Source organism: Yersinia sp. 22-579 (genome assembly GCF_030433455.1).
GTDB classification, from domain to species: Bacteria; Pseudomonadota; Gammaproteobacteria; order Enterobacterales; family Enterobacteriaceae; genus Yersinia; species Yersinia enterocolitica.
The window spans coordinates 65371-78002 of sequence record NZ_JAUJTZ010000015.1; the positions used below are offsets into that span (position 1 = coordinate 65371).

A 12632-nucleotide genomic window follows, 5' to 3' on the forward strand; every position below is an offset into this window, starting at 1 on the left:
GGCTATTTACCGGCTATGAAAATTTTTTCATTTGCTAATTTGAGAGAGATCACAAAATGAATGGAAAGCTAAAAATACAAGAAATAGCTAATCAGACTGGCCTTTCAATTAGCACAGTATCCAGAGTATTAGCCGGCAAAGCGAATACCAGCGCGAAGGCAAAACAGCGAGTTATGGCCTATGCGCAGTCACAGGGAATTTTGCAGAATTTATCCAGCGGGCGGTTAATGCTCAATAACATTATGGTATTTGCGCCACACCGAGCTTTTGATGTGCGCACTGATATCTTTTATTACAAAGTCATTCAGGGAATAACTGAAGCTGTCAGTCAACATGAGGTGATGATTCGCTACTGCGGATTATCTGAAACGCACAGCGATATCTCCCTATTTCTGGAGAAAATGACGACTCCTCAGACGGAAGCAGCCATCATTATTGGCATCGATGACCCGCGTATTCATGCATTAGCAGCGGGAGTGCATAAACCGTCGGTCTTGATTAATTGTCGCGACCAGGAAATGTCATTGGACAGTGTTTCTCCTGACCATCAATCGATTGGCGAATTTTCTGCCAACTATCTGATACAGCAAGGGCATCGGCGTATTCTGACATTACAATGTTTACGTCGTAACACCATGGAACTGCGGCTGGTGGGGGTTAAAGAGGCCTTCGCCAACAATAATATGCATTTTGATGATAACCAACATCTGGTGACCACTCACGGTTTCGGCGCAGCGGAAGCCGAGCAGGCGATTGCCGCATTTATTGCGGGTTGTGAAGATAACACCCAACTGCCCACGGCTATTTTGGCAGGGGGCGATTATATGGCAGTGGGCGCCGTTAATGCGCTGAATAAATTGAATATAAACGTACCGGGAAGAGTTTCAGTGATGAGCATGGACGGTTTTAATTTGGCCGAAATTCATGATGTTCCGCTAACGGCAGTGCATGTTCCGCGTGATGAGTTGGGAGCGGAAGCTATCCAGTTATTGCAACGGCGTTTATTGCGACCCGACGCCCCTATCAGTAATACCCTCTTGCAAGGCAAATTAGTGCTTCGTTCTTCGGTAAGGCAAATTAATCAGAAAAGAACCTTGCCTGCGGAGAATAAGTGCTCAGATCAGTTATATGATTTGTAATGCTTATAGGATGAATATATCGCTACAAATAGATACTGATAGCCCACAAGTAGACAGTTAGCGCTATAGTTTACTGTTAGGTTTACCCACTTGATGGGGTTGAAAAAATTGAAAATAGACATAAATAGGTTTTATCTAAGTCTGATGGGGATATACCTAATCAAGTAATGAATTTAAGGATATTACCGCATGGAATTCAAAGACTATTATGCCGTAATGGGTGTCGAGCCCACGGCTTCCCTAAAAGAGATTAAAACAGCCTATCGCAGGCTGGCACGTAAGTACCACCCAGATGTCAGTTCAGAAGATGATGCTGAAAGTAAATTTAAAGAAGTTGCTGAGGCTTACGAAGTATTAAAAGATAGCGAGCGGCGAGCTGAATATGATCAATTAAGATTGCACCGTAATGACCCAGGGTTTGGCCAACATCAGTTTGATCAATACAATACTGGTGGTCAACAGTGGCACAGCAATGCAGGTGGCGGCGCTAATGACTTCTCGGACTTTTTCGAATCCTTCTTTGGTAACCGCGCTTCTTCAGCTCAACACTCATCTCGTCGGGCATCTCATGGGATGCGTGGCCAGGATCTTGAGATGGAATTACCCATCTTTTTAGAAGAAACATTAACTGAACAAACACGTTCTATCTCTTACAAGATCCCGACCATTGATGCATCGGGCTTCCCTGGTGCTGAAACCTCTAAGACATTGAAAGTAAAAATCCCTGCCGGAGTGGGTGATGGCGAACGTATCCGCCTTAAAGGGCAGGGGGCACCGGGCATTGCAGGCGGAGCCAATGGTGACTTATTCCTGATCATTCGCATTGCACCGCATCCGTTGTTTGATATTGATGGCCAGAATTTACAAATAGTGGTGCCGTTAGCCCCGTGGGAAGCGGCATTGGGGGCCAGTGTCGAGGTACCGACATTGACGGGGAAAATTGCCTTAACCATCCCTGCGGGTAGCCAAAGTGGGCAGCGTTTGCGCATTAAAGGCAAAGGTCTGGTCAGCAAAAAAGGAACGGGCGATCTGTACGCCATTCTCAAAGTGGTCATGCCACCGAAACCAGACGAGAAAACGCGGGCGCTTTGGCAACAATTGTCAGAGCAGGCAGCATTTAATCCTCGGAATGGATGGGAGTAACAGATTATGGCTGAAATAGAGATAACCTACACTGTGACTGAGTTATGCCAGTCAACGGGGATCATGCAAGATGAATTGGTCGAGGTTGTAGGGTTAGGTGTCATTATGCCATTAGAACCCGAGGCCACGGTTTGGGTGTTTGATGCGGATGCATTAAACAACCTTAAACGCGCCCGGCGCTTGCAACATGAGTTGGATTTGGACTGGTCTGGTGTGGCTATGACCTTGACGCTGCTTGAGCGTATTGAGCAGCTAAAGAAAGAAAACGACCAATTGCGTAGGCAACTTGATCGTTTTGTTCAAACATCTTAATAAGACAAACACGGGTTGCTGGTCCAACCCGTATTGCCTCTATCACAGAGCGGGTATTACTTAAAGGCTGCTCACACCGCCATCGACCCGAAACTCGGTACCGACGACAAAACTGGATTCATCTGAAGCCAGAAATACTGCCGTGTGAGCAATTTCAGCTGTAGTACCCATTCTTTTAATTGGCACCAATTGGCGAATTTGTTCAGTCAGTTTTTCTTCTTCACTACCCGATAACCCCAGTTTTTGTAATGCAGGAGTCTGTGTCGGCCCGGGGCTTAATCCATTAACCCGAATTCCTCTTTCAGCCCATTCTCCAGACAGGGTTCGAGCAAGTGACAGCAATCCTGCTTTGCTGGCGGCATAAACACTACTTTGTGGTAAACCTATATGAACACTTGCTGAACCGCAGAGAATGACAGAGGCTGGGTTAGCCAGCAGGGGAAGCAATGATTGTAACAGGAAGAAAGGGCCCTTCAGGTTGGTTGAGAGCACCCGTTCAAAGCTAGATTCATCCCATTCTTCTATTGGATGATGAGTAACATCACCAGCATTGATATAAACGATATCCAGACGTGGCCAGTTTTCAGCTAGTTTAGCGGCCAGTTGCAATTGGTCAGCGATATTGCTGGCATCGCTTTTTAGCAATAAAACAGGCTCTCCGAGTTCAGCATGTGCTGCCTGCAATGCTGTTTCACTTCGGCCAGTGATGGCGACAGTCGCCCCCTCAGCCAGGAACTGGCGCGCAGTTTCCAACCCAATACCACTAGTCCCCCCGGTAATCAGCGCATATTTATCTTTTAAACGATTCATGGTGAGCCTTCCATTTGGTAGCAGTGGAAGACCATTTTTAATACAAAAGTATCTAAAGTATAGTAGGTACCAATTTGATACTAATGATGCAATAGGAATGTAATGACCACTTATCAGCCCCTGACACCTAAAAATAAATCGGTACCTGATAGTGCCATCGAGCAAGAAAAGTGCCCAATGGTGCAATTTGTAGAACTTATTGCTGGGAAGTGGGCAATACCTATTCTCTATCGTTTGATAGTGACTGCCGCGCCTATTCGATTTGGTGAGCTTCAACGGGCGATTGCCCCTATTACCCAAAAAGAGCTCACTCGCCAGCTACGTGCTTTCGAGCAACGTGGGCTGGTTTATCGCAAGATCTATGCCGAAGTACCACCGCGGGTTGAATATGAGATTACTTCATTGGGGAGAACACTAAAGCCAACACTGGACTCCCTGGCGCAGTGGATGAGGGACCATCATAGGGAGCTTAATAGCGGTTTATAGCGCAGGTTATTAGAAAATCGAGAAAAGGCTGATTTTTCGCAATCTAGATTTTGGCTATCGCGTAAAGCAAGTTGGATGTACTACATTTAATATGCTGCTCATTAATTATGCAGTATCGAAAATGGCAACAATAGTTTCAAGGAGAGAGTATGAGTAAGATAACGGGTTGTTGTTCAGAAGATAGTCATCCAAATAGCAGAAGGAAAGTGCTAAAAGCCGCTTTGGGCATCACCGCGGCAAGTGTTATTGGTGGAATTGGGCTAGGGCTGCCTCAAGTATCATATGCTGCCTCTCTAACACGAGAAGAGCGGGATAAATTAACGCCCGAGCAGGTAGTGGAAGGTTTGAAGCAAGGTAATACAAGATTCGTTTCCGGAAAAATGCAGCAACACGATTATCTCGCACAAAAGCGCAGTAGTGCAGAGGGGCAATTCCCCTCAGTCGTTATCTTGAGTTGTATTGATTCCCGAGCGCCTGCGGAAATTATTTTCGATACGGGGATTGGTGAAACATTCAATGCCAGAATTGCCGGCAACATTTCTAATGACGATTTGTTAGGTAGCCTGGAGTTTGCTTGTGCTGCTGCGGGGGCAAAAGTCATTTTGGTTATGGGGCACACTGCTTGCGGGGCCGTCAAAGGGGCTATCGATAATGTTGAACTTGGTAATCTGACTGGTCTTCTCAATAAAATTAAACCTGCAATCGATTCGACACAATTTGATGGTGAGAAGAGCGGGAAGAACGAAAAGTATGTTGATGCTGTAGCGAAAAATAATGTGAAGAACACTATTGATGAGATACGTAAAAATAGTGAAATAATTAATAAATTAGAGAAAGAAGGGAAAATAAAAATAGTGGGTAGCATGTATAATCTAAATGGCGGAAAAGTAGATTTCTTCATGTAATAACTTGCATTTTCTATTCCCCTTGGATATATCAAGGGGAATGTGGAAATAAATCACAGTGTTAGCAGTAATTTATCAATCCTATAATGCTTTTTGTTGACGTAACACTCTTGGTAGAAATTAAATTTTGTGGTTATATGATGAAAGTAAAACGTGCACGATAAGGCAGTAATCTCTATAGAGTAATGAGAAGGCATTGACTCACTGCTTCGTTATATAAACGGTATGATTAATAAATAAATTTTATAGATAGGTGTAAAGAGAGCCTGTAATGTTATTGTTATGTATTAATAGTAAATAACTTGATTTGATATTATTAAATAATATTTATTCCTTGAGTTTTTTAATTATTATTGTATGTTAACTCAGTGATTGCCTGCAGTTTTCGAAGTGAATAAAACAAAGAGTAGACACTCAAAATGGAAATGTCTACTTCATTGTTCTGAGCTATTTAATTATAATCGGTAATGTATTGATTGGTTTCATTATATTATGATATTGCTACTGATTTCATACCCACGCTAGGGGTGCGGTTTTGCATTAAAAATACATTTACTATATTAAATATAATTAAAAAATATAATTTAATTGGTTTTATTCATTAAGTAAACGCAATACTAATCACTAGTTCTCTTATCACATCTATAGTGTGATTTATTTTTATTAACTGAGTGAATATATTTGTAGGGGTTATTTATGTATGTTGATACAGTCTCTGTTGTTTCTGGCAGTAAATTCATTGATATTAATGGTAAAGGAGTGATTGATTATGAAAAAGAGATATCACTGGATTGCTGTATGAACAAAATACACTTCCACTCTAAAAAATTGACTATTGATATTAATGAAAAACAAAAGAGATTGGTAATGTGTTTGTTTAATGATGTTAATAGGAAACAAGACATTATTAAAGTTGTTTGGTATGAAAACCATAAAAGCATTTCTGATAATAATTACCATCAATTGATACATAAATTTAGAGTGCATTTGAAAAATGCAGGTATTCCAGATGGTATTGTTAAAACCATTAATAGATATGGGCTGAGATTAGACTCGGGGATACTTAGTGCAATGGTATCTAATCAGATGACAGATAGGTTTACCGGCTATTAATAATAGAGGGTTATTTATTCTGTTTTTATGTTGAATTTACGATGTTTGAGAGGTAAGGGTGTTATCACTTTTTAATCAGATAGTCATAACACCCTATAAAATACTAATTGATAATAAAAGGTATATATTGGAAATTGCCATTATATTATGTATTTTTTATCAAATTTATGTTGGTTTTAATCGGGTAATGGGTAAGGATAAACGAACTGTTCCAGTATTATATGAAGGAGAGAGTGCTGGAACTAATGATTTTAACAAAAAAGTTGAAATGATAGATGAAATTAAAAAATATTATTTTTTCAAACAAAAAAATAGTGATAATAAATCAAAAAATGAAACCAGAGATGGCACTGATTTATATGACTATTCGATCTATATAGGGACTTTAAAACTAGTTGGTGTGTTAGAGCATACGAAAGAAGAAAAATCTATTGCAATTATAGAAAATAGTGGAAAACAAAATTTATACTTCGTGGGTGACGAAATAGAGAATGATACGGGTATTACTATTGTTAGAATATTAAATGATAAAATTATAATTAATAAAAACAAATTATATTACTCTCTGAATATATTATAGTTACGAATTCTACGTTACCAATGTAATGGGGTTTTTATGTACCGAAATAATATAAGTATACTTTGCAATTCAATTTTGTTTTTATTTAAGTTTGTTGTTTTTTCTGCTATTTTTCCTATAGTAGGATATGCAGAGAGCTTCTCTGCTTCTTTTAGAGATGCTGATATAAAAGAATTTATTAATACTGTAAGCAAAAACATAAATAAAACTATAATTATGGACCCAAAAGTACAAGGTTTAGTCAGCGTTCGTAGCTATGAGCTATTAGATGAGGGAAAATACTATCAATTTTTTTTGAATGTACTGGATGTTTATGGTTATACCGTGGTCGAAATGCCCAATAATATCTTAAAAGTTATTCCCGCAAAACGTGCCAAAGGTTCCGTTGTTCCTCTGCAAGATAAGGCGGAAAACCCTCAAGGCGATGAGCTCATTAATCGCGTATTTAAACTTAAACATCTACTAGCTAAAAACTTAGCTCCGTTACTACGTCAGTTAAATGATAATTCGGAATCTGGCAGTATTGTTAATTATGACCCTTCAAATGTAATATTAATTACAGGACGTGCTGCAGTAGTAAACCGTTTATACGCTATTATTAGTACATTAGATCAACCGGGAGAGACAGAAGTTGAACTCTATCAACTGAATCATGCTGTCGCCGCTGATATTATTAAATTAGTTAATCAAGTTATTAATCCAGCAAATACTACAGCCAAACAAGAGTCATTCAATACCGCAACAGTGATTGCGGATGACCGAACGAATTCAGTGATAATCAGTGGTGATCGCCATATCAGGAAAACAGCTATTCAAATGATAAAGAGGCTGGATCATCAACAAGACAGTCATGGCAGTACTAAAGTTGTTTATATGAAATATGCGCAGGCATCAAAGTTATTGGATGTGTTGAACGGTGTCAGTCAGGGGGGCCAGAGTGATAAGACTAAAAAAAATTCGGGGAAGAGTCACATCAGGAATGTTTCAATTAAGGCTTATGACCAAACCAATGCCTTAGTGATTACTGCTGATCCAAAAGTAATGAAAGAATTGGATCAAGTTATTGAAAGATTGGATGTTAGACGGGCCCAGGTTCTGGTAGAAGCCATTATAGTTGAGACTCAAAATGGAGAAGGTCTAAATCTTGGAATTCAATGGGCTAATAAACTTTATGGTGGAGCCAATTTCCTTCAAAAACCGAACAGCATACAAACAAATAATAGCAGTGGAAACCCTATACCAATGATGATTGCAGGGTTGACGGCCGGCTTTTATAAAGGAAACTGGGATGGTCTTTTCACTGCCCTGGCAACTAATTCAAATAATAATATTCTTGCTACTCCGAGTATTGTCACTCTGGACAATATGGAGGCTGAATTTAATGTAGGTCAAGAGGTTCCAGTCCTTACCTCAACGCAAACTACAGCGACAGACAAAGTCTATAACTCGATTTCGCGGCAATCTGTGGGGGTCATGTTGAAGGTCAAACCACAGATAAATAAAGGTGATTCAGTTCTGTTAGAAATCCGGCAAGAGGTATCAAGTGTTGCTGATAGTTCTGATGTTAATGCAAATAATCTAGGTTCGGTCTTTAACAAGAGGGTTGTTAATAATGCTGTATTAGTTAAAAGTGGAGAGACAGTGGTAGTGGGGGGGTTACTGGATAAAAAAATCAATAAAATAATCAATAAAGTTCCTTTATTGGGTGATATCCCCTTTATCGGCGGTTTGTTTAGACAGAGCAAAGAAAAGATTGAAAAAAGTAATTTAATTCTCTTTATTAGGCCAACAATACTCAGGGATACCAGTGACTACAGTCAAGTTACAGTAGATAAATATGCTGAATATAATAACTTATATTCTATTAATTCCAGTATGGAAAGACCAATTGATATTGTATCGGATAGAATTAACTATGATGCTTTTAATACACTCAAGAGTGACATAATAAAATTTTATGAGATGGTTGAGATAAAAATATGAGCCAAGATAAAGTAGAATCGCTACCACTCACTTTTAGCTGGGCAAAGGATAATGGAGTGATCTTATCTCCTGCCGACAAAGGATATCAACTTATCTGCCGTAATTCCGCTTCCCTCGACGCAATACTGGAAGGTAACAGAGTTGGGAATAAACCTATTTCAATTAATTTCGTTACAGACGATGAATTTGATAATAGCCTTGCGGCAGTATATCAGAATAGCTCAATGCAATCGCATAGAATAATGAACTCTATCAGTGATGAAATAGCCATTTACTCATTTAATGGTGAACTCCCTGTGAGTGAAGATTTACTCGATAGCAATAATGAAGCACCAGTAATAAAGCTAATAAATACAATTTTGGCCGAGGCAATTAAAGAGTTAGCATCAGATATCCATATAGAGTCTTTCGGTGAAAAAATCACGATAAGGTTTCGTATTGATGGCGTATTAAAAAATATATTAGAGCTACCGCGACGAGTTGCATTATTATTAGTCTCACGGGTTAAAATCATGGCAAAGTTAGATATCGCTGAAAAACGAGTCCCACAGGATGGGCGTATCGCACTGAGTTTAGCCGGTAAAGCTTTGGATGTTCGAGTCTCGATATTACCAGTAAATCATGGTGAACGTGTCGTCATGCGGTTGCTAGACAAACATAGCCTCAAATTAGATTTAGAGTCTTTGGGGATGTCACAAAAATACTGCCATCTCATGAAGACATTGGTTCTCAAACCTCATGGAATAATATTGATTGTTGGCCCAACAGGTGTGGGGAAAAGTACCACACTTTATGCTGCTTTAATGGGAATAAATGCCCGTGAAAGGAATATCATGACAGTAGAGGATCCTATTGAATTTGACATCGATGGTATTTCGCAGACGCAGGTTAACCCGAAAATAGATATGACTTTCTCACGCAGTTTAAGAGCAATTTTGCGTCAAGATCCTGATGTTATTCTTATAGGTGAAATACGAGATGTCGAAACCGCACAAATAGCAGTACAAGCCTCATTGACTGGGCATTTGGTATTATCAACATTGCACGCCAACAGTGCTATCGGTGCCGTCACCAGACTCAAAGATATGGGGATTGAACCATTTATGTTATCAAGTTCATTATTGGCTGTATTATCTCAACGCCTGGTTCGCAAGTTATGCACTGAATGCCGAAAGCAATATGATTCCCCACATGCAATATTGCAAGAGTTAATTGGCCCTGAGAACATATCTACAGATAGATACGGATTTAGCGCAATAGGTTGTGATAAGTGCAATACAGTAGGCTATAGAGGAAGAATAGCCTTACATGAACTGCTGATTATTGATACCCATTTGCGTGAAGCTATTTATAAAGAAAAAAGCGAGCTTGATTTAAATCAGTTAGCAAGAAAATATACGCGTAGCATAGAACAAGATGGAATTGAAAAAGTTATTGCAGGTTTTACAACAATAGAAGAAGTCATGAGAATAAATTTAGAGGAAAAATATGACTGTATATGAATATACAGCTAAAAGTAATAAAGGAATTAAAATAAAAGGGAGTGTTGAGGCTGAAAATTTATTAGTCGCAAGACAAATTATTTATCAAAAGAAACTGTATTTATTAAATATAAAGATAAAACGCATCAATAGATTTTCGCAATGGATGATATTTTTAAACACTATAAATAATAGAGATCTTATTTTAATTACCAGGCAAATGTCTATTTTAGTCAATGCGGCAATCCCATTAGACGAAGTTTTGGCACTAATTGAAAATCAAAGTACGAAGAGGAAAGTAGATAGTGTGATTCATAAGATAAGGAAAGGAATCCTTGAGGGACATTCTCTTTCCGATTCTCTCTCACAGTTTCCGGCCATTTTCAATTCTCTTTACCGATCTATGATTGCAGCAGGGGAATTATCGGGTCATTTAGGTCTCGTATTATCTAATCTTGCTGATCATATTGAGCAAGCGCGAAAGGTAAAAAGTAAAATAACTCAAACGTTAATATATCCAGCGATTTTAGTTTCGGTATCTATAGGGGTTATTGCCATACTGTTAACGCTGATAATCCCTAATATAATTGAGCAGTTTGTTTCCTATGATAAAGTGTTACCGTTATCTACCAGAGTACTCATGGTTACCAGTCATTGGATTGAGAACAATATTTTATCTATTATTATATTTTTAGTTATATTTTTATTTAGTCTCTATGGAGTATCCAAAATAAGAAAAGTAAATAGGTTTATTGAATTTTTCTATTTGAAATTGCCCATATTTGGTAGCTTAATATTCAAGCTAAATATCTCTCGATATATGAGAATGATGGAAATTCTAAGTTCCAATGGAGTTAACTTGATCAGAGCGATGGATATTAGTACTAGCGTAGTTACGAATTTATATATTAAACAGAGATTAGATGATGCAGTTATATTAGTCAGTGAGGGCGATAGCCTATCATCATCTTTATCAAATAGTCGTATTTTCTCTCCCATAACTATACATATGATCGCTTCAGGCGAACGTAGTGGGAAATTAGATGATATTTTAAAAAAAATAACAGATATACAAGAGCAAGAGATAATTGAAGAGATAAATGTATTTGTGATATTACTGGAGCCGGTAATAATGATATCTATGGCTTCTTTTATATTCTTCATTGTATTGGCAATCTTTCAACCGATACTTGAAATGAATAATTTGATTTTTTGATTTTAACTTAAGGATATATATGAGGAATGTAAAATGCAGGGGGTTTACATTATTGGAAATGATGGTGATCATTATAATATTAGGGTTACTTGCTAGTTTGACTATACCTAGTGTAATGAGTAATAAAAATAGAGCTGATCAGCTAAAGGCGTTAAGTGATATTGCCGCCATAGAAAATGCTCTGGATATGTACAAGTTAGATAATGGTTATTATCCAACGGAGTCTCAAGGTGTTAATTCACTGGTTATCAAACCAATAGAATTACCGATACCTAATATTTATCCTAAAAATGGCTATATTAGGCGTTTACCTAGCGATCCATGGGGTAATCCATATTTGATAAATAATCCCGGTCGGCATGAAGAAATTGATATATTCTCATCAGGACCAGATAGAGAAATAGGGACTGATGATGATATAGGTAATTGGTCTACATCATTTTCTGAAACTAAAAAAGATAAAGACTGATAAAACTGAGAACCATAGAAAGCCAACAGGTGATTATTTGCCAAGTTACAATGGTTTTACATTATTAGAATCTCTACTCTCGATGGCTATTTTTTCCGTAGTGGGTATTAGTCTTATGCTTGTTATTAGTGAACAATTGATACAGGTAAAAAAACTAGAAAATAAAATAGTGGCTTCTTTGGTGGCTGAGAATATTTTAGTGGATATTAAATTAACAAAAAATCGTCAAAGTGAAAATTGGCAAAAGGGAAGTGATTTTATCATTAACAATTTATGGTATTGGCAGTCAAAGGAAATAAAAATGAAATCTATTAGTGTTATTACTATTGAAGTTCGCAGCCAAGAAAATAGCAAGGTTCCTGATTTAACTCTGGAAGGATACCGTATTGTTAATGAATAAAAAAAACATCCAGGGTTTAACGCTATTAGAGATTTTACTTGCCACAATTATATTCACTTTGATAAGTTTGACTGTTTACCAGGCCATTACCGTTACCAGCATCGGAAGCCGTGCCATTAATATAAAAGCAATGCAAGTTAATAGGCTGCAAAGGATTTTTAACATGTTGGAACAGGATATCTCACATGCGGTTATATACTCTAAACATAATGATAAAGAAATAATTCACAATGGCATTAGAAGTGGGGCATCATTTCTGGATAGTGACGATTTTGGTATTGTATTTTTATGTGATATAGGTATCAATACAGACTTGGCATATTATTCACAATCACAAATGTTTGGGTATCGTCTACGAAATGGTTATTTGGAAAAGTTGACATATAGTTTGAATATTAAACAGCCTAAAGTGTTAAAAATATTAAATGGCGTTACGGCATTCCGCATTAATATCTATCATAAAAATAGATGGTTAAATGAGTGGACCGATATGAATTTTTTACCCGAGGCAGTTGAATTAATTATTGAGATGGAAAATATCGGGATTCTCAGGAAAAAAATAATCTTATTGAACTATACTATTTAGCAAATGGTG

At 37.9% G+C, this 12632-nt stretch carries 14 protein-coding genes; 13 read left to right on the forward strand and 1 reads right to left on the reverse strand.

The window, feature by feature from the left end; genetic code table 11:
- Nucleotides 1-56: 56 nt before the first annotated feature.
- The 3 genes from QSV56_RS17400 to cbpM all read left to right on the forward strand — a co-directional run bounded on the left by QSV56_RS17400 (nucleotide 57) and on the right by cbpM (nucleotide 2594).
- Nucleotides 57-1139 carry a LacI family DNA-binding transcriptional regulator gene (locus QSV56_RS17400; protein ID WP_301213001.1) on the forward strand — a complete coding sequence of 361 codons (1083 nt, stop codon included), beginning with the start codon at nucleotides 57-59 and terminating at the stop codon, nucleotides 1137-1139.
- A 189-nt stretch (nucleotides 1140-1328) separates the two neighbouring features.
- Nucleotides 1329-2282: a curved DNA-binding protein gene (gene cbpA / locus QSV56_RS17405; RefSeq protein ID WP_046050313.1), complete on the forward strand. Its 954-nt coding sequence runs from the start codon at nucleotides 1329-1331 to the stop codon at nucleotides 2280-2282.
- Between the two features lie 6 nt (nucleotides 2283-2288).
- On the forward strand, nucleotides 2289-2594 hold the full coding sequence (cbpM, locus tag QSV56_RS17410) for a chaperone modulator CbpM (protein WP_005165131.1): 306 nt from the start codon (nucleotides 2289-2291) through the stop codon (nucleotides 2592-2594).
- A gap of 60 nt (nucleotides 2595-2654) precedes the next feature.
- Here cbpM and QSV56_RS17415 read toward each other — a convergent pair whose 3' ends face one another.
- A complete protein-coding gene (locus QSV56_RS17415) occupies nucleotides 2655-3404 on the reverse strand; it encodes an SDR family oxidoreductase (RefSeq protein WP_046694606.1) in 750 nt (249 codons plus the stop codon).
- Between the two features lie 102 nt (nucleotides 3405-3506).
- Between QSV56_RS17415 and QSV56_RS17420 the strand changes: the two genes are divergently transcribed.
- The 10 genes from QSV56_RS17420 to gspJ all read left to right on the forward strand — a co-directional run bounded on the left by QSV56_RS17420 (nucleotide 3507) and on the right by gspJ (nucleotide 12623).
- Entirely contained in the window at nucleotides 3507-3890 is a 384-nt protein-coding gene (locus tag QSV56_RS17420; RefSeq protein WP_019078962.1) for a helix-turn-helix domain-containing protein, read from the forward strand.
- A 149-nt stretch (nucleotides 3891-4039) separates the two neighbouring features.
- The gene (locus QSV56_RS17425) at nucleotides 4040-4795 is read left to right on the forward strand and encodes a carbonic anhydrase (RefSeq protein ID WP_046694607.1); all 756 of its coding nucleotides are present in this window, start codon (nucleotides 4040-4042) and stop codon (nucleotides 4793-4795) included.
- A gap of 696 nt (nucleotides 4796-5491) precedes the next feature.
- Nucleotides 5492-5908, forward strand: a complete 417-nt coding sequence (locus QSV56_RS17430; RefSeq protein ID WP_005165122.1) for a hypothetical protein — start codon at nucleotides 5492-5494, stop codon at nucleotides 5906-5908.
- A 127-nt stretch (nucleotides 5909-6035) separates the two neighbouring features.
- Nucleotides 6036-6488, forward strand: a complete 453-nt coding sequence (locus tag QSV56_RS17435; protein ID WP_046051976.1) for a type II secretion system protein N — start codon at nucleotides 6036-6038, stop codon at nucleotides 6486-6488.
- A 36-nt stretch (nucleotides 6489-6524) separates the two neighbouring features.
- The gene (gspD, locus tag QSV56_RS17440) at nucleotides 6525-8471 is read left to right on the forward strand and encodes a type II secretion system secretin GspD (RefSeq protein WP_050163205.1); all 1947 of its coding nucleotides are present in this window, start codon (nucleotides 6525-6527) and stop codon (nucleotides 8469-8471) included.
- Entirely contained in the window at nucleotides 8468-9973 is a 1506-nt protein-coding gene (gspE, locus tag QSV56_RS17445) for a type II secretion system ATPase GspE (protein WP_046050318.1), read from the forward strand. The genes gspD and gspE overlap by 4 nt, the downstream gene beginning before the upstream one ends.
- On the forward strand, nucleotides 9960-11168 hold the full coding sequence (locus tag QSV56_RS17450; RefSeq protein WP_050163204.1) for a type II secretion system F family protein: 1209 nt from the start codon (nucleotides 9960-9962) through the stop codon (nucleotides 11166-11168). The genes gspE and QSV56_RS17450 overlap by 14 nt, the downstream gene beginning before the upstream one ends.
- Nucleotides 11169-11187: 19 nt before the next feature.
- Complete coding sequence (gene gspG, locus QSV56_RS17455; protein WP_046050320.1) at nucleotides 11188-11637, forward strand: type II secretion system major pseudopilin GspG; 450 nt, start codon at nucleotides 11188-11190, stop codon at nucleotides 11635-11637.
- A 37-nt stretch (nucleotides 11638-11674) separates the two neighbouring features.
- Nucleotides 11675-12037, forward strand: coding sequence for a type II secretion system minor pseudopilin GspI (gene gspI, locus QSV56_RS17460; protein WP_071843354.1), 363 nt, complete (start codon nucleotides 11675-11677; stop codon nucleotides 12035-12037).
- Nucleotides 12030-12623, forward strand: coding sequence for a type II secretion system minor pseudopilin GspJ (gene gspJ, locus QSV56_RS17465; protein ID WP_046050322.1), 594 nt, complete (start codon nucleotides 12030-12032; stop codon nucleotides 12621-12623). Before gspI ends, gspJ begins: the two co-directional genes overlap by 8 nt.
- The last annotated feature ends 9 nt before the right edge of the window (nucleotides 12624-12632 follow it).

Bases quoted from the DNA above. Each gene is read 5' to 3' on its own strand.
- QSV56_RS17400 (WP_301213001.1), top strand. From the start codon at position 57: ATGAATGGAAAGCTAAAAATACAAGAAATAGCTAATCAGACTGGCCTT.
- cbpA (WP_046050313.1), top strand. From the start codon at position 1,329: ATGGAATTCAAAGACTATTATGCCGTAATGGGTGTCGAGCCCACGGCT.
- cbpM (WP_005165131.1), top strand. From the start codon at position 2,289: ATGGCTGAAATAGAGATAACCTACACTGTGACTGAGTTATGCCAGTCA.
- QSV56_RS17415 (WP_046694606.1), bottom strand. From the start codon at position 3,404: ATGAATCGTTTAAAAGATAAATATGCGCTGATTACCGGGGGGACTAGT.
- QSV56_RS17420 (WP_019078962.1), top strand. From the start codon at position 3,507: ATGACCACTTATCAGCCCCTGACACCTAAAAATAAATCGGTACCTGAT.
- QSV56_RS17425 (WP_046694607.1), top strand. From the start codon at position 4,040: ATGAGTAAGATAACGGGTTGTTGTTCAGAAGATAGTCATCCAAATAGC.
- QSV56_RS17430 (WP_005165122.1), top strand. From the start codon at position 5,492: ATGTATGTTGATACAGTCTCTGTTGTTTCTGGCAGTAAATTCATTGAT.
- gspD (WP_050163205.1), top strand. From the start codon at position 6,525: ATGTACCGAAATAATATAAGTATACTTTGCAATTCAATTTTGTTTTTA.
- gspE (WP_046050318.1), top strand. From the start codon at position 8,468: ATGAGCCAAGATAAAGTAGAATCGCTACCACTCACTTTTAGCTGGGCA.
- QSV56_RS17450 (WP_050163204.1), top strand. From the start codon at position 9,960: ATGACTGTATATGAATATACAGCTAAAAGTAATAAAGGAATTAAAATA.
- gspG (WP_046050320.1), top strand. From the start codon at position 11,188: ATGAGGAATGTAAAATGCAGGGGGTTTACATTATTGGAAATGATGGTG.
- gspJ (WP_046050322.1), top strand. From the start codon at position 12,030: ATGAATAAAAAAAACATCCAGGGTTTAACGCTATTAGAGATTTTACTT.